This window comes from Streptomyces sp. NBC_00872, assembly GCF_045161915.1.
In the GTDB taxonomy this organism is placed as follows: domain Bacteria; phylum Actinomycetota; class Actinomycetes; order Streptomycetales; family Streptomycetaceae; genus Streptomyces.
Map to the genome: position 1 here is coordinate 7,428,055 of NZ_CP108806.1, position 24,877 is coordinate 7,452,931.

A 24,877-nucleotide genomic window follows, 5' to 3' on the forward strand; every position below is an offset into this window, starting at 1 on the left:
CGAAAGTCCCGCCGGCAGGGCGCCACGACAGCTCCGGCCGGCCGGAGCACGCGACACACCGAGGCCCGCCCGAGGCCCTATCCCCGAGGTGAGACACAGAGTGAACTGGGACGACACCAGCGGTGAGACGCCCGCCGACGCGCCGGAGCGGCTCGTCGGCGCGTCCGCGGACGGCGAGGACCAGGCCGTCGAGGCGGCGCTGCGCCCCAAGTCGCTGGACGAGTTCGTGGGCCAGGAGCGCGTCCGCGAGCAGCTCGACCTGGTGCTGAAGGCGGCCCTGGCGCGCGGTGCCACCGCCGACCATGTGCTGCTCTCCGGCGCGCCGGGGCTGGGCAAGACCACCCTTTCCATGATCATCGCGGCGGAGATGAACGCCCCGATCCGTATCACCTCGGGCCCCGCCATCCAGCACGCGGGCGATCTCGCCGCGATCCTCTCGTCCCTCCAGGAGGGCGAGGTCCTCTTCCTGGACGAGATCCACCGGATGTCCAGGCCCGCCGAGGAGATGCTCTACATGGCGATGGAGGACTTCCGTGTCGATGTGATCGTCGGCAAGGGCCCCGGCGCCACCGCCATCCCGCTGGAGCTGCCGCCCTTCACCCTGGTCGGCGCCACGACCCGGGCCGGACTGCTGCCGCCCCCGCTGCGCGACCGGTTCGGTTTCACCGGTCATATGGAGTTCTACGAGAGCGCCGAACTGGAGCGGGTCATCCACCGCTCGGCCCAGCTTCTCGACCTGGAGATCGACACCGAGGGCGCCGCGGAGATCGCGGGCCGCTCCCGCGGCACGCCCAGGATCGCCAACCGGCTGCTGCGGCGCGTACGGGACTACGCCCAGGTCAAGGCCGACGGATATATCAACCGCGAGGTCGCCGCCGTCGCCCTCGCGGTGTACGAGGTCGACGCGCGCGGTCTCGACCGGCTCGACCGGGCCGTGCTCCAGGCCCTGCTCAAGCTCTTCGGCGGCGGACCCGTGGGCCTGTCGACCCTGGCGGTGGCCGTGGGGGAGGAGCGCGAGACGGTGGAGGAGGTCGCGGAGCCCTTTCTCGTACGGGAGGGACTACTCGCGCGCACCCCGCGCGGCCGGGTCGCCACCCCCGCCGCCTGGGCCCACCTCGGACTCGCACCGCCCCCGCAGGCTCCCGGCGCGGGCGGACAACAGGGTCTGTTCGGGACGTGACGGCGATGCGACGGCGGTGTAACGGCGAAGACGCGGGTCCGGTCAGGAACCCGCATGCGACGCTGGGCGTTGTTCCAACGACGTGGACTCGCTTAGACTCCGCCGATGCCGCCCCTACAGGTCGGCGTACCCACCCCCGTATACCAGGCCGCTCGACAGCGCGGTCGTGCGAAGGAAGTTCCCTCCCGTGAGTCTCGTGACCCTCCTCCCCTTCATCGTGCTCATCGGGGCCATGTTCCTGATGACCCGGTCGGCCAAGAAGAAGCAGCAGGCCGCTGCGCAGATGCGCAACGACATGCAGCCAGGCACCGGCGTCCGCACCATCGGGGGCATGTACGCCACCGTCAAGGAGGTGCACGACGACACGGTTCTCCTGGAGGTCGCTCCCGGCGTCCACGCCGTATACGCCAAGAACGCCATCGGCGCCGTCCTGGACGACGACGAGTACAACCGCATCGTGCACGGCGACGACACGACCGACGGTACGGTCGTGCCGGACGACGCCTCCTCGCTGATCGAGGCCGACGCCACCGCCGCCCCGGACGACGCCAAGGTCGACCTGGTCAAGGAGACCGAGGCCGACGGAGCCGAGCCCAAGGACGGACCCGAGTCCAAGGACGGCAAGGCCGACGGCGGGACCGGCGCGAAGTAGTCATGTCGTCACGGCGGTCCGTACCGCGGTCCGTCGCGGCTCACGGTCCGTGCTGATTTCTGCGGGGGCAGGTCCCCACAACACTTCGTGGCCGCTCCGGCGCACACCCGGCGTGGGGCGGTTGGACAGGGAGAAACGAGAAGGTGGCAGCACCTAATAAGGGCCGAAGGCAAGCGGGGTCCCCAGGCAGGCCGGGCCGCACCCTGGCACTGTTCCTGATTGCCATGGTCGCCCTCACGGGCGGGATGTTCTGGTCCGGTCATGTCACGCCACGTCTGGGGATCGACCTCGCCGGCGGCACGAGCATCACGCTCCAGGCGAAGAACACACCGGGCAAGCCGAACGCGATCAACAAGACCAACATGGACACCGCCGTCAGCATCATCGAGCGGCGTGTCAACGGTCTTGGTGTCTCGGAGGCCGAGGTCCAGACCCAGGGCGACGAGAACATCATCGTCAACATCCCCAAGGGGACGAACGAGAAGCAGGCCAGGGAGCAGGTCGGCACGACCGCCCAGCTCTACTTCCGGCCGGTGCTGACCGTCGCCGACGGCGGGCAGACCGCTCCGCCGCCCGCGCCCAGCGGTTCCCCGAGCGGCTCTCCCAGCCCCTCGTCGAGCGCTTCGCCCGACGAGGCGACGGCCGGTGACTCCTCTCCCCCGGCGGCCCCCTCGTCGAGCGCCACCACCCAGGGCCGGGCCGTCACAGGAGCCCTGACGAAGGACGAGACGCCCACTCCGAGCGCTCCGGCGAGCGGCGCGGCCTCGGACGAGCCCACCCCCCCGGCGACCCCTGACCCCGCCGCCACGCCGCCCGCCGACCCGGCCACCGCGGCGCTGGAGAAGAAGTTCACGGACCTGGACTGCACCAAGGAGGCCCAGCGCACCAAGGCCAACCAGGGAGCGGCACCCAAGGACACGATCGTGGCCTGCGGCCAGAACTCCGCGGACGCCTGGGAGAAGTACGTCCTCGGCCCCGCCGAGCTGGAGGGCACGGACGTCGACGACGCCAAGGGCGTGCTCGACCCGCAGCGCGGCATGTGGATCGTCACGATGGACTTCACCGGTGGCGGCACCAAGAAGTTCCAGTCCATCACCGGCAAGCTCTCCCAGCAGCAGCCGCCGATGAACCAGTTCGCCATCGTGCTCGACGGCAATGTCGTCTCGGCGCCCTCGGTGAGCCAGACGCTCGGCGGCAGCGCCGAGATCTCCGGCAGCTTCACCCAGCAGTCCGCCCAGGACCTGGCCAACATCCTGTCGTACGGCGCGCTGCCCCTGACCTTCGAGGAGCAGAGCGTCACCACGGTCACCGCGGCGCTCGGCGGTGAGCAGCTCCACGCCGGTCTGATCGCCGGTGCGATCGGTCTCGCCCTGGTGATCATCTACCTGGTGACCTACTACCGGGGACTGTCGCTGATCGCCATCCTCAGCCTCGCGGCCTCGGCGATCATGACGTACACGATCATGGCCCTGCTCGGCCCGGGTATCGGCTTCGCGCTGAACCTGCCCGCGGTCTGCGGCGCCATCGTCGCCATCGGTATCACCGCGGACTCGTTCATCGTCTACTTCGAACGGATCCGGGACGAGATCCGCGAGGGCCGTACGCTCCGGCCGGCCGTCGAGCGTGCCTGGCCGCGCGCCCGGCGCACGATCCTGGTCTCCGACTTCGTGTCGTTCCTCGCCGCCGCGGTGCTCTTCCTCGTCACCGTGGGCAAGGTCCAGGGCTTCGCGTTCACTCTCGGCCTGACCACCGTCCTCGACGTGGTCGTGGTGTTCTTCTTCACCAAGCCGGTGATGACGCTCCTCGCCCGCAAGAAGTTCTTCGCCAGCGGTCACCCCTGGTCCGGACTGGACCCGAAGAGGCTCGGCGCCAAGCCGCCGCTGCGCCGCTCCCGTGCCGCCGCCCCCACCCAACCGAAGGAGGCGTGAGATGTCGCGACTCGGCGCACTCGGCGCCCGGCTCTACCGCGGCGAGGTCGGCTACGACTTCGTCGGGAAGCGGAAGATCTGGTACGGGATCTCGATCCTGATCACCATCACGGCCATCGTCGGACTGGCCGTGCGCGGCCTCAACATGGGTATCGAGTTCAAGGGCGGTGCCGTCTTCACCGTCCCGAGCACCAGCGTCTCGGTGTCCCAGGCCCAGTCGGACACCGAAGAGGCCTCCGGGCACGACGCGATCGTCCAGAAGCTCGGCAACGGCGGACTGCGGATCCAGGTCACCGAACTGGACACCAAGCAGGCCGACGCGGTGAAGACCCAGCTCGCCAAGGATCTGAACGTCGACGAGGCGAAGATCAACGCCGACCTGGTCGGACCGAGCTGGGGCGAGACGATCGCCAACAAGGCGTGGACGGGTCTCGGGATCTTCATGATCCTGGTGGTGATCTATCTCGCGATCGCCTTCGAATGGAGAATGGCGGTCGCGGCGCTGATCGCCCTGATCCATGACCTCACCATCACCGTCGGGGTGTACGCGCTGGTGGGCTTCGAGGTCACCCCGGGTACGGTGATCGGTCTGCTCACCATCCTCGGTTACTCCCTCTACGACACGGTGGTCGTCTTCGACAGCCTCAAGGAGGGGTCGAAGGACATCACCAAGCAGACCCGCTGGACGTACAGCGAGGTCGCCAACCGGTCGATCAACGGCACCCTGGTGCGTTCGATCAACACCACCGTGGTCGCGCTGCTGCCGGTGGCCGGTCTGCTCTTCATCGGCGGCGGCTTCCTCGGCGCCGGCATGCTGAACGACATCTCGCTCTCGCTCTTCGTCGGCCTCGCCGCCGGTGCGTACTCCTCGATCTTCATCGCCACCCCGCTCGTCGCCGACCTGAAGGAACGCGACTCGCAGATCAAGGCGCTGAAGAAGCGGGTGCTCAACAAGCGGGCCACGGCCGCGGCCAAGGGCGAGACGCCCGAGGGACCGGCCGACGCGGACGCCGAGGACGATCCGGAGGACACCGGACCCGCTGACGGCGAGGTGGCACCGGCCGCCGCGGTCGCCGGTCCGCGCGGTGGGCGCGGCGGCCGTGGCCGCCCGTCCGGGAGACGCAGATGACGGACGACACCACACGGGAACTGCTGCTCAGCCGTATCCGTGATGTCGCCGACCATCCCAAGCCGGGGGTGGTGTTCAAGGACATCACCCCGCTGCTGGCCGACCCGAAGGCCTTCACGGCGCTGACCGACGCGCTCGCCGAGCTGTGCTCACGGCACGGCGCGACGAAGGTCGTCGGTCTGGAGGCACGGGGCTTCATCCTGGCCGCCCCTGTGGCGGTCCGGGCGGGCCTCGGGTTCATCCCCGTACGCAAGGCGGGCAAGCTCCCCGGCGCGACCCTCGCCCAGGCGTACGACCTGGAGTACGGCTCCGCCGAGCTGGAGATCCACGCCGAGGACCTGGACGCGGCGGACCGCGTCATCGTCATCGACGACGTACTCGCCACCGGCGGCACGGCCGGGGCCTCGGTCCAGCTCGTCCGACGGGCCGGCGCCGAGGTGGTGGGCGTCGCGGTCCTGATGGAACTGTCATTCCTGGGCGGCAGGACCCGGCTGGAGCAGGAGCTGCGAGGGGTCCCGCTGGACGCTCTGATCAGCCTCTGACCACGCGCTGAGTGGATTGACGACCCACAGGACGGGCATCCGGGAACAACCGGGTGCCCGTCCCGCGTTCGGTGGAGTCCCGGACGCTGGGGCGAGAGGGACGCCCGAGGTCGATACCATGGAAGTCCGGGCCTGACCGGGGACCTGGATCCCACGAGGAGCGCTCTTGCCAGAAGAGGTCCAGCCACTGGCCGCCGCGACGCCCGATCACCACACGGAGCAGACCGCGGCGGCGCGAGCCGTGCCACGGGACAACGCCGCGACCGCCGCCGACGCGAAGGCCGCGCGGAACCCCGCGGAGATCTCCCACGCCCGGCCCACCGAGCCCGTGGATCCCGCCCCGGCCGCCAGGCCCGCCCCGGAACGGCCCTCGATGCCCGTCAGCGCCCCCAAGCCGGGTGCCACGGCCGCGCCCCGCTCCGGTGGCTCCTCCAACCGCGTACGGGCCCGGCTCGCCCGTCTCGGGGTGCAGCGCTCCTCGCCGTACAACCCCGTCCTGGAGCCGCTGCTGCGGACCGTGCGGGGCAACGACCCCAAGATCGAGACCGCGACACTGCGCCAGATCGAGAGCGCCTACCAGGTCGCCGAGCGCTGGCACCGCGGTCAGAAGCGCAAGAGCGGCGATCCGTACATCACCCACCCCCTCGCGGTGACGACGATCCTCGCCGAGCTGGGCATGGACCCGGCCACTCTGATGGCGGGTCTGCTGCACGACACCGTGGAGGACACCGAGTACGGCCTGGACACCCTGCGCCGTGACTTCGGCGACCAGGTCGCGCTGCTCGTCGACGGTGTCACCAAGCTGGACAAGGTCAAGTTCGGCGAGGCCGCGCAGGCCGAGACCGTGCGGAAGATGGTCGTCGCCATGGCCAAGGACCCGCGCGTCCTGGTCATCAAGCTCGCCGACCGGCTGCACAACATGCGCACCATGCGCTATCTCAAGCGGGAGAAGCAGGAGAAGAAGGCCCGCGAGACGCTGGAGATCTACGCGCCCCTGGCCCACCGGCTGGGCATGAACACCATCAAGTGGGAGCTGGAGGACCTCGCCTTCGCGATCCTCTACCCCAAGATGTACGACGAGATCGTCCGGCTGGTCGCCGAGCGCGCCCCCAAGCGTGACGAGTACCTGGCCATAGTGACCGACGAGGTCCAGTCCGATCTGCGCGCGGCCCGGATCAAGGCCACCGTCACCGGCCGGCCGAAGCACTACTACAGCGTCTACCAGAAGATGATCGTCCGCGGCCGGGACTTCGCGGAGATCTACGACCTGGTGGGCATCCGGGTCCTCGTCGACACCGTCCGTGACTGCTACGCGGCGCTCGGCACCGTCCACGCCCGGTGGAATCCGGTGCCCGGACGGTTCAAGGACTACATCGCGATGCCCAAGTTCAACATGTACCAGTCGCTGCACACGACGGTCATCGGGCCCAACGGCAAGCCGGTCGAGCTCCAGATCCGTACGTTCGACATGCACCGCCGTGCCGAGTACGGCATCGCCGCGCACTGGAAGTACAAGCAGGAGGCCGTCGCCGGCGCCTCCAAGGTCCGCACGGACGTACCGAGGAACGCGGGCAAGGGCGCGGGCCAGGACACCGTCAACGACATGGCGTGGCTGCGCCAGCTGCTGGACTGGCAGAAGGAGACCGAGGACCCCAGCGAGTTCCTGGAGTCGCTCCGCTTCGACCTGTCACGCAACGAGGTCTTCGTCTTCACGCCCAAGGGCGATGTCATAGCGCTGCCGGCCGGCGCCACCCCCGTCGACTTCGCGTACGCCGTGCACACGGAGGTCGGCCACCGCACCATAGGAGCGCGGGTCAACGGGCGGCTCGTACCGCTCGAATCGACCCTCGACAACGGCGATCTGGTCGAGGTCTTCACATCCAAGGCCTCCGGAGCCGGACCCTCACGGGACTGGCTGGGCTTCGTCAAATCGCCGAGGGCCAGGAACAAGATCCGCGCGTGGTTCTCCAAGGAGCGCCGCGACGAGGCGATCGAGCACGGCAAGGACGCCATCGCGCGCGCGATGCGCAAGCAGAATCTGCCGATCCAGCGCATCCTGACCGGAGACTCGCTGGTCACGCTGGCGCACGAGATGCGCTACCCCGATATCTCGTCGCTGTACGCGGCGATCGGCGAAGGCCATGTGGCCGCGCAGGGGGTCGTACAGAAGCTGGTGCAGGCCCTCGGCGGCGAGGAGGCGGCCAACGAGGACATCGCCGAGAGCGCGCCGCCCTCGCGCGGGCGCACCAAGCGCCGCTCCAACGCCGATCCGGGTGTGGTCGTCAAGGGCGTCGACGACGTCTGGGTGAAGCTCGCCCGCTGCTGTACGCCGGTCCCCGGTGACCCGATCATCGGCTTCGTCACCCGGGGCAGCGGTGTCTCGGTGCACCGCGCCGACTGCGTCAACGTCGACTCGCTCTCCCAGCAGCCCGAACGGATCCAGGGGGTCGAGTGGGCACCCACCCAGTCCTCCGTCTTCCTGGTCGCCATCCAGGTCGAGGCGCTGGACCGGTCCCGGCTGCTGTCGGACGTCACCCGTGTGCTGTCCGATCAGCATGTGAACATCCTGTCGGCGGCCGTGCAGACCTCGCGCGACCGGGTGGCCACCTCCCGGTTCACCTTCGAGATGGGCGATCCGAAGCACCTGGGGCATGTGCTGAAGGCGGTGCGGGGCGTGGAGGGCGTCTACGACGTCTACCGGGTCACCTCGGCGCGCAGACCGTAGGACGGCGGTCCCAGGCCCTGTCCGATCGCGGGACCCAGGGCGGCCACAAGGCGATCAAGGCACACACCGGCCCGCACACGCCGGCCCGCACACGCCGGCCCGCCCGCTCCACCCGCCCGCTCACCCCGCTCACACACGTGGAAGGGCCCCGTACACGCGCTGTACGGGGCCCTTCCACATATCACGGGTACCGCTGCCTGCGGCTTCCCGGCCGTCGGCACAGCCGCCGTCTCAGCCGCCGAACTCCTGGAGGCCCTTCAGCGCCTGGTCCAGCAGGGCCTGGCGGCCCTCCAGCTCCTTGGCGAGCTTGTCCGCCTTGGCGTTGTTGCCCGTCGCGCGCGCCGCGTCGATCTGCGTACGCAGCTTGTCGACGGCCGCCTGGAGCTGACCCGTCAGACCCGCGGCACGGGCGCGTGCCTCCGGGTTCGTACGGCGCCACTCGTTCTCCTCGGACTCCTGAAGCGCCCGCTCCACCGTCTGCATCCGGCCCTCGACCTTGGGCCTGGCGTCGCGCGGCACATGCCCGATCGCCTCCCAGCGCTCGTTGAGGGTCCGGAAGGCCGCCCTGGCCGCCTTGAGATCGGTGACCGGCAGCAGCCGCTCGGCCTCGACCGCCAGCTCCTCCTTGAGCTTCAGATTCTCGGTCTGCTCGGCGTCACGCTCGGCGAAGACCTCGCCACGCGCCGCGAAGAAGACGTCCTGGGCGCCGCGGAAGCGGTTCCACAGATCGTCCTCGGACTCGCGCTGGGCGCGGCCCGCCGCCTTCCAGTCCGTCATCAGCTCGCGGTAACGGGCCGCCGTGGCGCCCCAGTCGGTGGAGCTGGAGAGCGACTCCGCCTCCGCGACCAGCTTCTCCTTGGTCTTACGGGCATCCTCGCGCTGTGCGTCGAGCGCCGCGAAATGAGCCTTGCGGCGCTTGGAGAACGCCGAGCGCGCGTGCGAGAAACGGTGCCACAGCTCGTCGTCGGACTTCCGGTCCAGCCTCGGCAGGCCCTTCCAGGTGTCCACCAGCGCCCTGAGCCGCTCACCCGCCGAGCGCCACTGGTCGCTCTGGGCGAGCTGTTCCGCCTCGGTGACCAGAGCTTCCTTGGCGTGCCGCGCCTCGTCGGTCTGCTTCGCCCGCTGCGCCTTGCGCTCCTCACGGCGTGAGTCGACCGTCGCGACCAGTCCGTCGAGCCGTTTGCGCAGTGCGTCGAGATCACCCACGGCGTGGTGTTCATCGATCTGTCCGCGCAGATGGTCGATGGCCGTCGCCGCGTCCTTCGCGGACAGATCGGTGGTCTTCACCCGCCGTTCGAGGAGGTCGATCTCGACGACCAAGCCCTCGTACTTGCGCTCGAAATAGGCCAGAGCCTCCTCCGGAGAGCCTGCCTGCCACGATCCGACGACCTGCTCGCCCTCGGCCGTCCGCACGTACACGGTGCCCGTCTCGTCGACGCGGCCCCACGGGTCGCTGCTCACAGCGCCTCCTCCACCTGATGCCACCAGGGCAATGCCCCCGGCATCATCCACAGTTTCCTGGGGCGGGCTGCGCCCGCCCTGCACAACGCCAATCTAGGCGACCGGCCGCCCGGCTGTCCGCACTCAGCACGGCCGAAATTCAGAGGGTCACGCCTTGTCGACCGTGCCCTTCTCCACGGTGACGGCCTTCTTGGGCGCGCCGTCGCCGGCGCCGCCGTCCACACCGGCCTCGGCCACGGCTTTCACGGTCTTGAGCCCGGCCTCGTCCATGGTCCCGAACGGCGTGTAGCTGGGCGGGAGTTTGGTGTCCTTGTAGACCAGGAAGAACTGGCTCCCGCCGGTGTGCGGCTGGCCGGTATTGGCCATCGCCACGCTCCCCGCGGGGTACGTGACGGCACCGTCCGCCGCCGGCTTGCCGAGGGCGGTCAGATTCTCGTCGGGGATCGTGTAGCCGGGGCCGCCGGTCCCGTCGCCCTTCGGATCGCCGCACTGGAGGACGAAGATGCCCTCGGTGGTCAGCCGGTGGCACTTCGTGCTGTCGAAGTAGCCCTTGTCCGCGAGGGCCTTGAACGAGTTCACCGTCTCCGGTGTCTTCTTGGCGTCCATCGTGATCCCGATGTCGCCCTGGTTCGTCTTCAGGGAGAACGTGTACTTCGCCGACTTGTCGATCGTCACCTTCGGCGCGGGCACACTGCTCTCGCTCGCCGACGGCGACGGCGGCGGGGTCGGCTCGGCGGACGCTGTCGCCTCCGGCGCGGAGGCCTTGTCCGCGCTGTCTCCGCCGGTCAGCCCGCCGGAGGCCCACGCGGCGGCACCTCCGACGACCACGACGGCCAGTACGGCGGCGATGACCGTGTTACGGCGCTTCGCCTTCTTCCTGGCCTCCGCCCGGCGCTGCTGCTGCCGCTCGAACTTCTCCCGGGCGAGCTGCCGCCGCCGCTGATCGTTGTTGACCACCGGGTCTACTCCTCGTTGTGTAAGTGATCCTGTCGGTCCGGCCGAACGGGCCTGGCCCCGTACGGTATCTGGGTTGGCTGTGGAATGAGCAGCGCCGGTAGGCTCTGATCTGCTGCATTCCTCCGCCGGACGACATATAAGGACGATCGTGCTCATTGCCGGGTTCCCCGCCGGGGCCTGGGGGACCAACTGCTATCTGGTCGCCCCCGCCGCGGGTGAGGAGTGCGTGATCATCGACCCCGGCCACCAGGCCACCCAGGGCGTCGAGGACACGGTGAGGAAGCACCGCCTCAAGCCCGTCGCCGTCATCCTCTCCCACGGGCACATCGATCATGTCGCCTCGGTCGTCCCGCTGTGCGGAGCCCATGACGTACCGGCGTGGATCCATCCCGCGGACCGGTACATGATGAGCGACCCGGAGAAGGCGCTCGGCCGCTCGATCGGCATGCCGCTGATGGGCGAGCTGACCGTGGGGGAGCCCGACGACGTCCAGGAGCTGACCGACGGCGCGCGACTGGCTCTGGCGGGGCTGGAGTTCACCGTCGCGCACGCGCCCGGCCATACCAAGGGGTCGGTGACGTTCGGAACGCCCGAGGCGGCCGGCGGGGCGGATGTCCCCCCGGTCCTCTTCTCGGGCGATCTGCTCTTCGCCGGCTCCATCGGACGCACCGATCTGCCCGGCGGCGACCACGCCGAGATGATCGAGTCGCTGGCCCGCGTGTGCCTGCCGCTCGACGACTCGACCGTGGTGCTGTCCGGCCACGGCCCCCAGACGACCATCGGCCGCGAGCGCGCCGCCAACCCGTATCTCAGGGAAGCGGCCGCCGGCTACGGAAGCGGCCCCGGCGCCGCTCCGCGACGAGGAATGTGACGCACCGGATCCCCATGAGTACTTTCCAGGCCCCCAAGGGCACCTACGATCTGATCCCGCCCGGCTCCGCGGTCTTCCTCGCGGTGCGCGAGGCCATCTCCGCGCCGCTGAAGAACTCCGGCTACGGCTATGTCGAGACGCCCGGCTTCGAGAACGTCGAGCTGTTCGCGCGTGGTGTCGGCGAGTCCACCGACATCGTCTCCAAGGAGATGTACGCCTTCGAGACCAAGGGCGGCGACAAGCTGGCGCTGCGCCCCGAAGGCACCGCCTCCGTCCTGCGCGCCGCGCTGGAGGCCAATCTGCACAAGGCCGGGAATCTGCCGGTCAAACTCTGGTACTCCGGCTCGTACTACCGCTACGAGCGCCCGCAGAAGGGCCGCTACCGGCACTTCTCGCAGGTCGGCGCCGAGGCGATCGGCGCGGAGGACCCCGCGCTGGACGCGGAGTTGATCATTCTGGCCGACCAGGCATACCGCTCGCTCGGTCTGCGGAACTTCCGCATCCTGCTCAACTCGCTGGGTGACAAGGAGTGCAGGCCCGTCTACCGAGAGGCACTCCAGGCCTTTCTGCGCGGTCTCGACCTGGACGAGGACACCCGCCGCCGGATCGAGATCAACCCGCTGCGGGTCCTCGACGACAAGCGCGCCGACGTACAGAAGCAGCTCGTCGGGGCGCCGCTGTTCCGCGACTATCTGTGCGACGCGTGCAAGGCGTACCACGAGGAGGTCAGGGAGCTGCTGACCTCCGCGGGAGTGGTGTACGAGGACGACGAGAGGCTCGTACGCGGTCTCGACTACTACACCCGCACGACCTTCGAGTTCGTCCACGACGGTCTGGGCGCGCAGTCCGCGGTGGGCGGCGGCGGCCGGTACGACGGTCTCTCCGAGATGATCGGCGGCCCCGCGCTGCCGTCCGTCGGCTGGGCACTCGGTGTGGACCGTACGGTGCTGGCGCTGGAGGCCGAGGGCATCCGGCTCGACCTTCCTGGCACCACCAGTGTCTTCGCGGTCCCGCTGGGCGAGGAGGCGAGGCGGCGGCTCTTCGCCGTGGTCACCGAGCTGCGCAGGGCCGGGATCGCCGCCGACTTCGCGTACGGCGGCAAGGGCCTCAAGGGCGCCATGAAGAACGCCAACAGGTCCGGTGCCCGCTACACGATCGTCGCGGGCGAGCGCGATCTCGCCGAGGGCGTGGCCCAGCTCAAGGACATGGAGAGCGGGGAGCAGGCGCCGGTCGCGCTCGACGCCCTGGTGACGGAGCTGACGCGGCGGCTCGGCTGAGGACACGTACCGGTACGGTCGAACGGTGGCCGCGGAGAGGCGAGCGGCGGCACCCCTGGGCCCAGAGTGATGGAACGGCGATATGACGAGTGCGGCAGTGGACGACATCTCCTCCGAGCGGGAGGAAGGGAGCGCCGTCGGCACGGTCGGCGCGGGCCGGGCGTTCGCGCTGCTGCTGGTGATCACCGGCGCCGCCGGGCTGCTGGCGGCGTGGGTGATCACGCTCGACAAGTTCAAGCTGCTCGAAGACCCCGACTTCGTGCCGGGGTGCAGCCTGAACCCGGTGGTCTCGTGCGGCAACATCATGAAGAGCGAGCAGGCCTCCGCCTTCGGCTTCCCGAATCCGATGCTGGGGCTGGTGGCCTACGCCGTGGTGATCGCCATCGGCGTGGGGCTGCTGGCCGGGGCGCGCTACCGGCGCTGGTTCTGGCTCGGGTTGAACGCGGGCACGCTCTTCGGCGTCGGCTTCTGCACCTGGCTCCAGTACCAGTCGCTCTACAACATCAACTCGCTCTGCCTGTGGTGCTGTCTCGCCTGGGTCGCCACGATCGTCATGTTCTGGTACGTGACGTCACATAACGTCCGCAACGGGACACTGCCCGCGCCCGCTGCGCTGCGCGGCTTCCTCGGCGAGTTCACCTGGGTACTGCCCGCGCTGCACATCGGGATCATCGGGATGCTCATCCTGACCCGGTGGTGGGACTTCTGGACGAGCTGAGCGGACGGGACCGCGTGGCCCCACGGTGGCGGGCCGCGCGGACCCGCGGTGTCAGTGACCTGGCATAGGCTTCGACGCGTGGAGCCCGACCTCTTTACCGCAGCGGCCGAAGAACGCCAGGAGAAGGATCCGTCCAGCAGCCCCCTGGCCGTCCGGATGCGCCCGCGCGTCCTCGACGAAGTCGTCGGCCAGGCGCATCTGCTCAAGCCGGGATCGCCCCTGCGCCGGCTGGTGGGGGAAGGCGGCGGCGGCCCCGCGGGACCCTCGTCCGTGATTCTCTGGGGTCCGCCGGGCACCGGTAAGACGACCCTCGCGTATGTCGTCTCCAAGGCGACGAACAAACGCTTCGTGGAGCTGTCCGCGATCACCGCGGGCGTCAAGGAGGTACGGGCCGTCATCGACGGGGCCCGCCGGGCCTCCGGCGGCTTCGGCAAGGAGACCGTCCTCTTCCTCGACGAGATCCACCGCTTCAGCAAGGCCCAGCAGGACTCCCTGCTGCCCGCCGTGGAGAACCGCTGGGTGACGCTCATCGCCGCCACCACCGAGAATCCCTACTTCTCGGTGATCTCCCCGCTGCTCTCCCGCTCCCTGCTGCTCACACTGGAGCCGCTCACGGACGGTGATCTGAGCGCTCTGCTCCGCCGGGCGCTCACCGAGGAGCGCGGTCTCGGCGGCGCGCTCACCCTCCCCGGGGACGCCGAGGCGCATCTGCTGCGGATCGCGGGCGGTGACGCCCGCCGTGCGCTGACCGCGCTGGAGGCGGCGGCCGGTGCCGCGCTCGACAAGGGCGAGGCGGAGATCGCCCTCAAGACCGTGGAGGAGACCGTCGACCGCGCGGCGGTGAACTACGACCGCCAGGGCGACCAGCACTACGACGTCGCGAGCGCGCTCATCAAGTCGATCCGCGGCTCCGACGTGGACGCGGCGCTGCACTATCTGGCCCGGATGATCGACGCGGGCGAGGACCCCCGGTTCATCGCCCGGCGGCTGATGATCTCGGCGAGCGAGGACATCGGTCTCGCCGATCCCACCGCGCTGCCGGTCGCGGTCGCCGCCGCCCAGGCCGTGGCCATGATCGGCTTCCCCGAGGCCGCTCTCACCCTCAGCCACGCCACCATCGCGCTGGCGCTCGCCCCGAAGTCGAACGCGGCCACCACCGCGATCTCGGCGGCGCTGGAGGATGTGCGCAAGGGCCTCGCGGGACCGGTGCCGTCCCATCTCCGTGACGGCCACTACAAGGGGGCGGCCCAGCTCGGCCATGCCCAGGGCTATGTCTATCCGCACGATGTGCCCGGCGGTATCGCCGCCCAGCAGTACGCCCCGGACGGCGTGCGCGGCAGGCGTTACTACGAGCCCACGCGGTACGGAGCGGAGGCGCGGTACGCGGATGTGGTGGACAAGGTCCGCGAACGGCTGCGCGGCGACGGCGGCTGAACGGGCCGGGCCGCGCCGGCCGCCGCACCGCCCGGCGGCGCGGCGGTGTCAGCGTGAGGCCGCGTCGAAGAGTGTGTGCATGGCCCGGCGCAGCTCGCTGATGTCCCGCACCGGCTCGGGGAAGTCGAAGCGCGCGTCGAAGCACTGGACGCCGGTGAAACGCACCCGCAGTCCGAAGCGGTCCAGCCCGACCGGTACGGCCGCGGTCCCCGCCGCAGACGGCCCCGAACGCTCGCCGATCAGTCCGCGCAGCGTCTGTACCTCGGCGCTGTGCGCGGAGTGGAGATGCTGGAGCAGCTCCGCCTCGTGCTCCGCCAGCGGGTCGGGCACGGCCGCCGCGAAGTCCTCGGGTGCCACCTCGTCCGCGCCCCAGAGATCGTCCACATACGCCTCGCCCACCGTCAGCCGCAGGGTCGTACGCTCCGCTTCCGCCGGGCCCGCCTCCACGGTGAGCGGACCGGAGAGCCAGGCCCGCCCCCGGATACGGTGGGGTACGGAGACCGGTGCGACGTCCGTCAGCTCCACCACCGAGTGCGGCCCGTCCTCCGGCGCGCGGATGGCGGCCCGTACGGCGGGGGAGCCGGCGGGGAAGACCAGCAGCACCTCGCCGTCCGGCCCGACGGTCCGGCTCTCGGGCATGAACTGGCAGGGCTCCGCCCCGTCCGGGCCCGGGAGGAGCAGCACTGCCGAGCATGTACTCTGTACGAGAGTTCGTGTGCGTTCGGCTGCTGACGGCATCCGATCGATTTCAAGCCCGCTGGGACGCGGCTGACCATGAGCTGATCGGACCTCCGTCGAATCGGTGCCCTGCGCGTCGAGGCTGTCTGTGATGCGCGTGGTGTTCCCGGAGCGAGACATGCGATCTCCTTAAGTAAGGTGAGCCTAACCTAACCTACAACGGAGGTCTGGAGAACGTGCCTAACCAGTCGCGTCCCAAGGTCAAGAAGTCCCGTGCGCTCGGTATCGCGCTGACGCCGAAGGCCGTCAAGTACTTCGAGGCCCGTCCCTACCCGCCGGGTGAGCACGGTCGTGGACGCAAGCAGAACAGTGACTACAAGGTCCGTCTGCTGGAGAAGCAGCGTCTGCGTGCCCAGTACGACATCAGCGAGCGCCAGATGGCCCGCGCCTACGACCGCGCCAAGAAGGCCGAGGGCAAGACGGGCGAGGCCCTGGTCGTCGAGCTGGAGCGCCGTCTCGACGCGCTGGTGCTGCGTTCGGGTATCGCCCGCACCATCTACCAGGCCCGCCAGATGGTCGTCCACGGCCACATCGAGGTCAACGGCGGCAAGGTCGACAAGCCGTCCTTCCGCGTCCGTCCCGACGACGTGGTGATGGTCCGCGAGCGCAGCCGCGAAAAGGTCCCCTTCCAGGTCGCGCGCGAGGGTGGCTACGACACCGACGGCGAGACCCCGCGCTACCTCCAGGTCAATCTGAAGGCCCTGGCGTTCCGCCTGGACCGTGACCCGCAGCGCAAGGAGATCCCGGTCATCTGCGACGAGCAGCTCGTCGTCGAGTACTACGCCCGCTGACGCGGATCCGGTCGCTCGACAGCGCCTGACTCCACGGCACTTCGCGTTCCGCCGCACTTCGTGTGCCGGCGCCTCAGCCCGCCGCTTCCCCGCCCTTACCGGTGGGGGAGCCGGCGGGCTTTCGCGTGTGACGGGACGGTCTGCGCGTTCCCGGCGACTGGCGCGGCACCGTCGTCCGGCCGGGACGTCCGGCCAGCGCCCGGCGCACGGCCGCCTCCAGCGGGAGCCCGCGCCCCTCGCTCTCGTACCCCGCGTACCGTGCCGCCCCCAGCAACTCGATCGCCCGCCGCTCGCAGAGCGTCCGCGGCCCGCCGAAGTACCGCGATCCGAACAGCGGCGGGCCGATCGACCCCCACAGCGTGGACGCGGCGCCCTGGAGCACCGCCGCCTCCGCCGGATCGCCCTCGCTCGCCGTCACCAGGGCCAGCAGCTCGACCGAGAGCACCAGCCCCACCAGATCGTGGAAGAGATGGTGGACGGTGACGGACTCCGTGACCAGTGCGCGTGCCTCGGTGTGCTCGCCCCGGGTCCAGTGCGCGTAGGCCAGCACATACAGCGCGTACGCCCGGGACCAGCGCTCGCCGCTGTCCTCGCAGATCTCGCGGACCTCCGCGCACAGGGCGACGGCCGCGTCCAGATCCCCCTGGAAGACCAGTGACATGGCCAGCTCGGTCCGGCACATCAGCACATTGCTGTTCAGCTCGCCCAGCTCCCGATAGGCGGCGAGCGCCGAGCGCAGCAGCCGCTCGGCCCGTGGCATGTCGTCCGACAGCAGCGCCTGACAGCCCAGCCGGTGCACGGCGTACGCGCCCGCCAGCGCGTTGCCCGTACGGTCCGCCTCCTCCCGGCACTCGTGCAGAGCGCCCGTCGCCGCCGTGCTGTCGCCCTGGAGGACGGCCACATACCCCAGTACCCACAGCGCCTTGAGCCGTGACTCGTCGTACGGGGAGTCCACGGCGAGCGCCCGGCCCAGCCAGTGCCGCCCCTCCGAGAGCCGTCCGCAGCCCACCCAGTAGAACCAGAGCGTGCCCGCGAGATGCCGGCCGAGACGCGCCTCGCCGGGTGTCTCCAGACAGAGCTCCAGCGCGGCCCGCAGATTGGGCAGCGCGCTCTCCGCGCCGGCCGCGACCTCGGCCTGGCGCGGGCCGAACCAGTCCAGCTCGTACCAGGTCGCGAGCCCCATGTACCAGTCACGGTGCCGGCGGCGCATCCGTACGGTGTCCTCCAGGGCCGCCAGCCACTCGGCCGCGCGTCGGTGGCAGGACCGGAGCGGAAGGGCCGTCGCATGGGACACGCAGAGTACTCACCCGGCAGCACTCCGTACAATCCTCCGCCGCAACTCCCGTCCCGTGACCCCGTAATGCGGTACGGGGCGCGACCTCCGGCGCGATAGGGTCGGATGACGACTTTCCAGTCGCCTTCCAGAAGACCGTCGACGATCAGGGAGCGGTGCGTCGTGACCGGTGGAGAGGTTGCCGGGATCCTGGTGGCCGTGTTCTGGGCCATCCTGGTCTCCTTCCTGGCCGTGGTGCTGGTACGGCTGGCCCAGACGCTCAGGGCGACCACCCGGCTCGTGGCCGAGGTGACCGAGCAGGCGGTGCCGCTGCTGGCGGACGCTTCCGCGACGGTCCGCTCGGCACAGACCCAGCTCGACCGCGTCGACGCCATCGCGACGGACGTCCAGGAAGTCACCTCCAACGCCTCGGCGCTCTCCACGACGGTCGCCTCGACCTTCGGCGGACCCCTCGTCAAGGTCGCGGCGTTCGGCTACGGCGTACGCCAGGCCATGGGACGCAGAGGAACGGCCGCCGCGCCGGACGCGGCCGAGGAGCCGGCGAACCGCCGCAGGGTGGTCGTCGGCCGTACGCTCCCGTCCGCCCGGCGCAGGAACAAGAAGGGCTGACGCAGCGATGCTCCGCCGTACGTTCTGGTTCACCGCGGGCGCCGCCGCCGGCGTCTGGGCCACCACCAAGGTCCACCGCAAGCTCCGGCAGCTCACCCCGGAGAGCCTCGCCGCCCAGGCGGCGAACAAGGCGATCGACGCCGGGCACAAGGTGAGGGAATTCGCCGTTGACATAAGGGCGGGCATGGCGCGCCGCGAGGCGGAGCTGGGCGAGGCACTGGGCCTGGAGGCACCGGCCGACCGCGCGCTCCCAGCGCCCCGGCGGCTGGCCGCCGTCGAGCGCACCGAACGTCCCGGAACCACGTACTCCTACAACCCGCACAACCGGAATGAGGACCACTGATGGAGTCGGCTGAAATCCGCCGCCGCTGGCTGAGCTTCTTCGAGGAGCGCGGGCACACCGTCGTGCCTTCGGCGTCGCTCATCGCGGACGACCCGACTCTGCTGCTGGTCCCGGCGGGCATGGTGCCGTTCAAGCCGTATTTCCTCGGCGAGGTCAAGCCGCCCGCCCCGCGCGCCACCAGCGTCCAGAAGTGCGTCCGTACGCCGGACATCGAAGAGGTCGGCAAGACCACCCGGCACGGCACCTTCTTCCAGATGTGCGGCAACTTCTCCTTCGGCGACTACTTCAAGGAAGGCGCCATCGCCTACGCCTGGGAGCTGCTGACCAGCTCCCTGGCCGACGGCGGGTTCGGGCTCGACCCCGAGCGGCTGTGGATCACCGTCTATCTCGACGACGACGAGGCCGAGCGGATCTGGCGGGAGAAGATCGGCGTACCGGCCGAGCGCATCCAGCGGCTGGGCAAGAAGGACAATTTCTGGTCGATGGGCGTCCCCGGACCCTGCGGCCCCTGCTCCGAGATCAACTACGACCGCGGTCCCGAGTTCGGCGTCGAGGGCGGTCCCGCCGTCAACGACGAGCGGTACGTGGAGATCTGGAACCTGGTCTTCATGCAGTACGAGCGTGGCGAGGGCACCTCGAAGGAGGACTTCGAGATCCTCGGGGACCTGCCGTCGAAGAACATCGACACCGGTCTCGGCCTCGAACGTCTCGCCATGATCCTCCAGGACGTACAGAACATGTACGAGACCGACACCCTGCGGGTGGTCATGGACAAGGCCACCGAGCTCACCGGGGTGCGGTACGGCGCCGACCACACCACCGATGTCTCGCTGCGTGTGGTGGCCGACCATATCCGTACCTCCGTGATGCTGATCGGTGACGGGGTCACCCCCGGCAACGAGGGACGCGGCTATGTGCTGCGCCGCATCATGCGCCGCGCCATCCGCAACATGCGTCTGCTCGGTGCCACGGAACCGGTCGTCGCCGATCTCGCCGATGTCGTGATCAAGACGATGGGACAGCAGTACCCGGAGCTGGAGACCGACCGCCGGCGTATCGAGACCGTGGCCGTCGCCGAGGAGGCCGCCTTCCTCAAGGCCCTCAAGGGCGGTACGAACATCCTCGACACGGCCGTGACCGAGACCAGGGCCGGCGGTGGCCAGGTCCTCTCCGGCGACAAGGCCTTCCTGCTCCATGACACCTGGGGCTTCCCGATCGACCTCACCCTGGAGATGGCCGCCGAGCAGGGCCTGTCCGTGGACGAGGACGGCTTCCGCCGGCTGATGAAGGAGCAGCGCGACCGGGCCAAGGCCGACGCCAAGGCCAAGAAGTCCGGCCACGCCGATCTCTCCGCCTACCGCTCGGTCGCCGACAACAGCGGCACGACCGAGTTCACCGGCTACACCGCCACCGAGGGTGAGTCCACGATCGTCGGACTGCTCGTCGACGGTGTGCCCTCGCCCGCCGCCACCGAGGGCGACGAGGTCGAGATCGTGCTCGACCGCACCCCGTTCTACGCCGAGGGCGGCGGCCAGCTCGCCGACCAGGGCCGGATCAGGCTCGACAGCGGCGCGGTCGTGCAGGTGCGCGATGTCCAGCAGCCGGTCCCTGGTGTCTCCGTGCACAAGGGGTCCGTGCAGGTCGGCGAGGTGACGGTGGGTGCCTCCGCCTATGCCGCCATCGATCTCGGCCGCCGCCGCGCCATCGCCCGAGCCCACAGCGCCACCCACCTCACGCACCAGGCGCTGCGCGACGCCCTCGGCCCGACGGCCGCCCAGGCCGGTTCCGAGAACTCGCCCGGCCGTTTCCGCTTCGACTTCGGCTCGCCCGCCGCCGTACCCGGCACGGTCCTCCTCGATGTCGAGCAGAAGATCAACGAGGTCCTCACCCGCGAGCTGGATGTCCACGCCGAGGTGATGGGCATCGACGAGGCCAGGAAGCAGGGCGCCATCGCCGAGTTCGGCGAGAAGTACGGCGAGCGGGTCCGGGTGGTCACCATCGGCGACTTCTCCAAGGAACTCTGCGGCGGTACGCATGTCCGCAACACGGCCCAGCTCGGTCTGGTGAAACTGCTCGGCGAATCCTCGATCGGCTCGGGCGTGCGGCGTATCGAGGCCCTGGTCGGTGTCGACGCGTACAACTTCCTGGCCAGGGAGCACACCGTCGTCGCCCAGCTCCAGGAGCTGGTCAAGGGCCGCTCGGAGGAGCTGCCCGAGAAGATCGCCGGCATGCTCGCCAAGCTGAAGGACGCCGAGAAGGAGATCGAGAAGTTCCGCGCCGAGAAGGTCCTCGCCGCCGCCGCCGGGCTCGCCGGGAGCGCCATCGACGTACGGGGCACGGCGCTGGTCACCGGACAGGTCCCGGACGGCACCTCGGCCGACGATCTGCGCAAGCTGGTCCTCGATGTCCGCGGCCGGCTGGACCAGCAGTCGGGAGCCGCCGACCGGCCGGCCGTCGTGGCCCTGTTCACCACGGCCAACGGGCGTCCGCTGACGGTCATCGCCACCAACGACGCCGCTCGTCGGCGCGGTCTCAAGGCCGGTGATCTGGTCCGTACCGCCGCCAAGACCCTCGGCGGTGGCGGTGGCGGCAAGCCGGACGTGGCCCAGGGCGGCGGCCAGAACCCCGACGCCATCGGGGACGCCGTGGCCGCGGTCGAGCGACTCGTCGCCGAGACCTCGTGAGCGGCACACACGCGGCGCACGCTCCGGAAGGGATCTGATCGCGGATGAGACGGGGACGCCGGCTCGCGATCGATGTCGGGGACGCCCGGATCGGGGTCGCCTCGTGCGACCCCGACGGGATCCTCGCCACGCCGGTGGAGACCGTGCCGGGACGTGATGTCCCGGCCGCCCACCGGCGGCTGCGGCAGCTCGTCGAGGAGTACGAGCCGGTCGAGGTGGTGATCGGGCTGCCCCGGTCCCTCAGCGGGGGCGAAGGACCGGCCGCCGCGAAGGTACGTGTGTTCGCACAGGAGCTGGCCAGAGGCGTCGCGCCGCTGCCGGTACGACTGGTCGACGAGCGGATGAGTACGGTGACGGCCGGCCAGGGACTGCGCGCTTCGGGCGTGAAGTCCAAGAAGGGCCGGTCCGTTATCGACCAAGTGGCGGCGGTTGTCATCCTTCAGAGCGCGCTGGAGGCCGAAAGGGGCTCTGGTGAGCCCCCGGGTGAGGGCGTCGAAGTGGTCATCTGATCGCGATACGGTAACGTTCCGCGCGATGCGATGGTGTTCGAACAGCCACCGCACAACAAAGAGGCGAAACGGATGCCGTGCCACCGCTCAGCCACCGCCGCCTCGCGGCTCTAGGGGATCGATGACTGACTATGGCCGGGGCCCCGGCTCCGAACCGTGGCACCCCGAGGACCCCCTTTACGGGGACCCGGGGTGGGGAGCACAGCAGGCCGGTGACGGCCAGGCTCCTTACGGCGGGCAGCCGCAGCAGCAGTATCCGCAGCAGCATGTGCAGCCTCAGACGCAGTACGGGGACGGGCAGGACCCGTACCAGCAGCAGTACCACCCCCAGCAGTACGGCCAGCAGCAGGCCGCGCAGCCACACGTGGGCCAGCAACAGGGTGGACAGCCACATGTGGGCCAGCAGCACGTAGGTCAGCACCAGGGTGGGCAGCCGCAGCAGCAGCCGCACCTGGGGCAGCAGGCCGGGCAGCCCCAGTACGCCGCCCAGCAGTACGGCGGTCCGCAGCAGCACCCGCAGGCGCACCACCCCCAGCAGCCGCAGCATCCCCAGCAGCACCATCCCCATCCTCAGCAGCAGCAGCAACAGCAACAGCAGCACCAGCAACAACAACAGCAGCAGCAACATCAGCAGCCTCAGTACAACGACCCGCAGTACAACGGCGCGTGGGACACCGGCCAGCAGGCCACCATGCCGTACGCCGGGAATCCCGCCGGGCCCTACGACGGCGGCCAGGACGTCGGCTACGGCTCGAACCAGGACTACTACGGCACCCCCGACGCGTACCCCCCGCCGCAGCCCCCCGCGCAGCGGAAGGCCGAGCCCGAGCCCGGCAGTGAGTGGGAGGAAGGCCAGGAGGACGAGAGCCACCCCTTCTTCACGGGCGACGACGACGGCGCCGAAGGCGAGCGCGACGAGCCGGGCTCCGACCGCCGGGGCGGCAACGGGCGCGAGCGCCGTGGCAGGACCAAGAAGAAGAGCCACAACGGCTTCGCCTGTCTGTTCATGAGCGTGGTGCTGGTCGGCGGTGTCGGCGGTGTCGGCTATGTCGGCTTCCAGTTCCTGCAGTCCAAGTTCGGCGCCCCGCCCGACTTCGTGGGCGAGGGTTCCGGTTCGGTCCAGGTGGAGATCCCCCAGGGGGCCGGCGGCTACGAGATCGCCTCGATCCTGGTCAAGAGCGGTGTCGTCAAGAGCCAGGGCGCGTTCGTCGCGGCGCAGCGGCAGAACCCCAAGGGCAACTCGATCCAGGCGGGCGTCTACACACTCAGCAAGGGCATGTCCGCGGCCCAGGCCGTGAAGACGATGCTCAGCCCCACCAGCCACAACGCGCTGATCATCCCCGAGGGCAAGCGCAATGTCTGGGTCTACGAGCAGATGGACAAGCGGCTCGAACTCAAGAAGGGGTCGACCGCGGCGGTCGCCAAGGCACAGGCCAACAATCTCGGTCTGCCGGCCTGGGCGAAGGGCTCCAAGGACATCAAGGACCCGCTGGAGGGCTTCCTGTTCCCGGCGAGCTACCCGGTCGCCAAGGGCATGAAGCCGGAGGCGATCCTCAAGAAGATGGTCGCCCGCGCCGCCGCCGAGTACAGCAAGGTGGATCTGGAGGCCGAGGCCGACAAGCTGGGTCTCAAGTCGCCGCTCCAGGTGATCACCGTCGCGAGCCTCGTCCAGGCGGAGGGCAAGTACAAGCACGACTTCGACAAGGTCGCCCGCGTCGTCTACAACCGTCTGGAACCGGACAACACCGAGACCGTCGGCCGCCTCGAATTCGACTCCACGGTCAACTACATCAAGGCCCAGAGCAGGCTCGACCTCGGTGCGGTCGACAATCTGCGCAAGCTCAAGGACCCGTACAACACGTACGACATCAAGGGTCTCCCGCCCGGTCCCATCGGGAACCCGGGAGCCGAAGCCCTTCAGTCGGCGCTCGACCCGACGCCCGGTCCTTGGTACTACTTCGTCTCGGTCACCGAGGACAAGACGCTCTTCGCCGAGACCAACGAGGAGCACGAGCGCAACCGCGCCGAGTACGAGAAGCAGAGCAAGAAGGAGAGCGCGAAGCGGTGAGTCCACGCAGGCGGGCGGCGGTTCTCGGGTCGCCCATCGCACACTCGCTCTCGCCGGTGCTGCACCGGGCGGCCTACGCCGGCCTCGGCCTCACGGGCTGGTCCTACGACCGGTTCGAGGTGGACGAGGCCGGGCTGCCCGGCTTTCTCGAAGGGCTGCGCGGCGACGGCTCGTGGGCCGGGTTCTCGCTGACCATGCCGCTCAAACGCGCCGTCATCCCGCTGCTGGACGGCATCACGGCCACGGCGGCCTCGGTGGAGGCGGTCAACACGCTCGTCATCGGTGAGGACGGCCGGCGGACGGGGGACAACACCGATGTCCCCGGCATGATCGCCGCGCTGGGCGAGCGGGGTGTCCGTACGGTCGCCTCCGCGGCGGTCCTGGGCGCGGGCGCCACCGCCTCGTCCGCCCTCGCCGCCCTCTCCCGGATCTGTACGGGGCCGGTCACGGCGTATGTACGCAGCGAGGCCCGCGCGGCCGAGATGCGGGGCTGGGGCGAGCGGACCGGTGTGGAGATCCGCACGGCGGCGTGGGCGGACGCGGCCGAGGCCTTCGAGGCACCCCTGGTGATCGCGACCACCCCGGCGGGCACCACCGACGCGCTGGCGCCTCTGGTCCCCGAGCGGCCGGGCACGCTCTTCGACGTGCTCTACGAGCCATGGCCCACCGCACTCGCCGCCGCCTGGTCGGCCCGCGGCGGCCCGGTCGTCTCCGGCCTCGATCTGCTCGTCCACCAGGCCGTTCTCCAGGTCGAGCAGATGACGGGCCGCTCGCCCGCACCGCTCGCCCTGATGCGCAAGGCGGGGGAACAGGCCCTGGAGAGCCGCTAGGGGCCCCCGGTGGAAGCTCTGTCCGGATCGCGGCCGGATCCTCGTCCGGTTGTGTCCGCTCGCTGGACGTGAGGGCGGTGTGCCCCGTGGGCCGTGGGAGGATCGGAGGTGGCGGGCCAGGGCCGCGCACCGGCCGC

General features: G+C 70.0%; 21 protein-coding genes. 17 read left to right on the top strand and 4 right to left on the bottom strand.

Features of this window, described 5'->3' with window-relative positions:
- Positions 1 to 100 precede the first annotated feature (100 nt).
- The 6 genes from ruvB to OG214_RS31850 all read left to right on the top strand — a co-directional run bounded on the left by ruvB (position 101) and on the right by OG214_RS31850 (position 8,156).
- Complete coding sequence (ruvB, locus tag OG214_RS31825) at positions 101 to 1,180, top strand: Holliday junction branch migration DNA helicase RuvB (RefSeq protein ID WP_365900556.1); 1,080 nt, start codon at positions 101 to 103, stop codon at positions 1,178 to 1,180.
- Positions 1,181 to 1,367: 187 nt separating this feature from the next.
- Positions 1,368 to 1,832: a preprotein translocase subunit YajC gene (yajC, locus tag OG214_RS31830; protein ID WP_363083437.1), complete on the top strand. Its 465-nt coding sequence runs from the start codon at positions 1,368 to 1,370 to the stop codon at positions 1,830 to 1,832.
- Positions 1,833 to 1,975: 143 nt separating this feature from the next.
- Entirely contained in the window at positions 1,976 to 3,760 is a 1,785-nt protein-coding gene (secD, locus tag OG214_RS31835) for a protein translocase subunit SecD (RefSeq protein ID WP_363083438.1), read from the top strand.
- Between the two features lies 1 nt (position 3,761).
- Positions 3,762 to 4,889, top strand: a complete 1,128-nt coding sequence (secF, locus tag OG214_RS31840) for a protein translocase subunit SecF (protein ID WP_363083439.1) — start codon at positions 3,762 to 3,764, stop codon at positions 4,887 to 4,889.
- The gene (locus tag OG214_RS31845; RefSeq protein WP_363083440.1) at positions 4,886 to 5,431 is read left to right on the top strand and encodes an adenine phosphoribosyltransferase; all 546 of its coding nucleotides are present in this window, start codon (positions 4,886 to 4,888) and stop codon (positions 5,429 to 5,431) included. Before secF ends, OG214_RS31845 begins: the two co-directional genes overlap by 4 nt.
- A gap of 166 nt (positions 5,432 to 5,597) precedes the next feature.
- The gene (locus tag OG214_RS31850) at positions 5,598 to 8,156 is read left to right on the top strand and encodes a RelA/SpoT family protein (protein ID WP_405986668.1); all 2,559 of its coding nucleotides are present in this window, start codon (positions 5,598 to 5,600) and stop codon (positions 8,154 to 8,156) included.
- A gap of 231 nt (positions 8,157 to 8,387) precedes the next feature.
- Here OG214_RS31850 and OG214_RS31855 read toward each other — a convergent pair whose 3' ends face one another.
- Both OG214_RS31855 and OG214_RS31860 read right to left on the bottom strand, forming a co-directional pair.
- Complete coding sequence (locus tag OG214_RS31855) at positions 8,388 to 9,617, bottom strand: DUF349 domain-containing protein (RefSeq protein ID WP_363083441.1); 1,230 nt, start codon at positions 9,615 to 9,617, stop codon at positions 8,388 to 8,390.
- Between the two features lie 147 nt (positions 9,618 to 9,764).
- Positions 9,765 to 10,574 (bottom strand): peptidylprolyl isomerase, encoded by an 810-nt coding sequence (locus OG214_RS31860; RefSeq protein ID WP_363083442.1) that lies wholly within the window; start codon positions 10,572 to 10,574, stop codon positions 9,765 to 9,767.
- A gap of 148 nt (positions 10,575 to 10,722) precedes the next feature.
- Here OG214_RS31860 and OG214_RS31865 point away from each other — a divergent pair, with 148 nt between their 5' ends.
- The 4 genes from OG214_RS31865 (at position 10,723) to OG214_RS31880 (ending at position 14,874) form a co-directional block, all read left to right on the top strand.
- Positions 10,723 to 11,445 (top strand): MBL fold metallo-hydrolase, encoded by a 723-nt coding sequence (locus OG214_RS31865; protein ID WP_363083443.1) that lies wholly within the window; start codon positions 10,723 to 10,725, stop codon positions 11,443 to 11,445.
- A gap of 14 nt (positions 11,446 to 11,459) precedes the next feature.
- Positions 11,460 to 12,722: a histidine--tRNA ligase gene (gene hisS, locus OG214_RS31870; protein WP_405986669.1), complete on the top strand. Its 1,263-nt coding sequence runs from the start codon at positions 11,460 to 11,462 to the stop codon at positions 12,720 to 12,722.
- Between the two features lie 82 nt (positions 12,723 to 12,804).
- The gene (locus OG214_RS31875) at positions 12,805 to 13,440 is read left to right on the top strand and encodes a vitamin K epoxide reductase family protein (protein WP_405986670.1); all 636 of its coding nucleotides are present in this window, start codon (positions 12,805 to 12,807) and stop codon (positions 13,438 to 13,440) included.
- A 78-nt stretch (positions 13,441 to 13,518) separates the two neighbouring features.
- Positions 13,519 to 14,874, top strand: a complete 1,356-nt coding sequence (locus OG214_RS31880) for a replication-associated recombination protein A (protein ID WP_363084509.1) — start codon at positions 13,519 to 13,521, stop codon at positions 14,872 to 14,874.
- Positions 14,875 to 14,922: 48 nt separating this feature from the next.
- On the opposite strand, the gene OG214_RS31885 is transcribed toward OG214_RS31880, so the two are convergent.
- The gene (locus tag OG214_RS31885; RefSeq protein WP_405986671.1) at positions 14,923 to 15,612 is read right to left on the bottom strand and encodes a DUF2470 domain-containing protein; all 690 of its coding nucleotides are present in this window, start codon (positions 15,610 to 15,612) and stop codon (positions 14,923 to 14,925) included.
- A gap of 176 nt (positions 15,613 to 15,788) precedes the next feature.
- Here OG214_RS31885 and rpsD point away from each other — a divergent pair, with 176 nt between their 5' ends.
- A complete protein-coding gene (rpsD, locus tag OG214_RS31890) occupies positions 15,789 to 16,403 on the top strand; it encodes a 30S ribosomal protein S4 (protein WP_161311511.1) in 615 nt (204 codons plus the stop codon).
- 73 nt (positions 16,404 to 16,476) lie between these two features.
- Here the strand turns inward: rpsD and OG214_RS31895 are convergent, their stop codons facing one another.
- Positions 16,477 to 17,697, bottom strand: a complete 1,221-nt coding sequence (locus OG214_RS31895) for a tetratricopeptide repeat protein (protein ID WP_405986672.1) — start codon at positions 17,695 to 17,697, stop codon at positions 16,477 to 16,479.
- Positions 17,698 to 17,859: 162 nt separating this feature from the next.
- Here OG214_RS31895 and OG214_RS31900 point away from each other — a divergent pair, with 162 nt between their 5' ends.
- From OG214_RS31900 to OG214_RS31925, 6 genes are all read left to right on the top strand, one after another.
- On the top strand, positions 17,860 to 18,306 hold the full coding sequence (locus tag OG214_RS31900; protein ID WP_405986673.1) for a DUF948 domain-containing protein: 447 nt from the start codon (positions 17,860 to 17,862) through the stop codon (positions 18,304 to 18,306).
- A gap of 7 nt (positions 18,307 to 18,313) precedes the next feature.
- Entirely contained in the window at positions 18,314 to 18,649 is a 336-nt protein-coding gene (locus OG214_RS31905; protein WP_405986674.1) for a DUF6167 family protein, read from the top strand.
- On the top strand, positions 18,649 to 21,333 hold the full coding sequence (gene alaS / locus OG214_RS31910) for an alanine--tRNA ligase (RefSeq protein WP_405986675.1): 2,685 nt from the start codon (positions 18,649 to 18,651) through the stop codon (positions 21,331 to 21,333). Before OG214_RS31905 ends, alaS begins: the two co-directional genes overlap by 1 nt.
- Positions 21,334 to 21,377: 44 nt before the next feature.
- On the top strand, positions 21,378 to 21,842 hold the full coding sequence (gene ruvX, locus OG214_RS31915) for a Holliday junction resolvase RuvX (RefSeq protein ID WP_363084515.1): 465 nt from the start codon (positions 21,378 to 21,380) through the stop codon (positions 21,840 to 21,842).
- A gap of 121 nt (positions 21,843 to 21,963) precedes the next feature.
- A complete protein-coding gene (gene mltG / locus OG214_RS31920; protein WP_405986676.1) occupies positions 21,964 to 23,910 on the top strand; it encodes an endolytic transglycosylase MltG in 1,947 nt (648 codons plus the stop codon).
- Positions 23,907 to 24,740, top strand: a complete 834-nt coding sequence (locus OG214_RS31925; protein WP_405986677.1) for a shikimate dehydrogenase — start codon at positions 23,907 to 23,909, stop codon at positions 24,738 to 24,740. The genes mltG and OG214_RS31925 overlap by 4 nt, the downstream gene beginning before the upstream one ends.
- Positions 24,741 to 24,877: the final 137 nt, after the last annotated feature.

Bases quoted from the DNA above. Each gene is read 5' to 3' on its own strand.
- secF (WP_363083439.1), top strand. From the start codon at position 3,762: ATGTCGCGACTCGGCGCACTCGGCGCCCGGCTCTACCGCGGCGAGGTC.
- OG214_RS31845 (WP_363083440.1), top strand. From the start codon at position 4,886: ATGACGGACGACACCACACGGGAACTGCTGCTCAGCCGTATCCGTGAT.
- hisS (WP_405986669.1), top strand. From the start codon at position 11,460: ATGAGTACTTTCCAGGCCCCCAAGGGCACCTACGATCTGATCCCGCCC.
- OG214_RS31875 (WP_405986670.1), top strand. From the start codon at position 12,805: ATGACGAGTGCGGCAGTGGACGACATCTCCTCCGAGCGGGAGGAAGGG.
- OG214_RS31885 (WP_405986671.1), bottom strand. From the start codon at position 15,612: ATGCCGTCAGCAGCCGAACGCACACGAACTCTCGTACAGAGTACATGC.
- OG214_RS31905 (WP_405986674.1), top strand. From the start codon at position 18,314: ATGCTCCGCCGTACGTTCTGGTTCACCGCGGGCGCCGCCGCCGGCGTC.
- alaS (WP_405986675.1), top strand. From the start codon at position 18,649: ATGGAGTCGGCTGAAATCCGCCGCCGCTGGCTGAGCTTCTTCGAGGAG.
- ruvX (WP_363084515.1), top strand. From the start codon at position 21,378: ATGAGACGGGGACGCCGGCTCGCGATCGATGTCGGGGACGCCCGGATC.
- mltG (WP_405986676.1), top strand. From the start codon at position 21,964: ATGACTGACTATGGCCGGGGCCCCGGCTCCGAACCGTGGCACCCCGAG.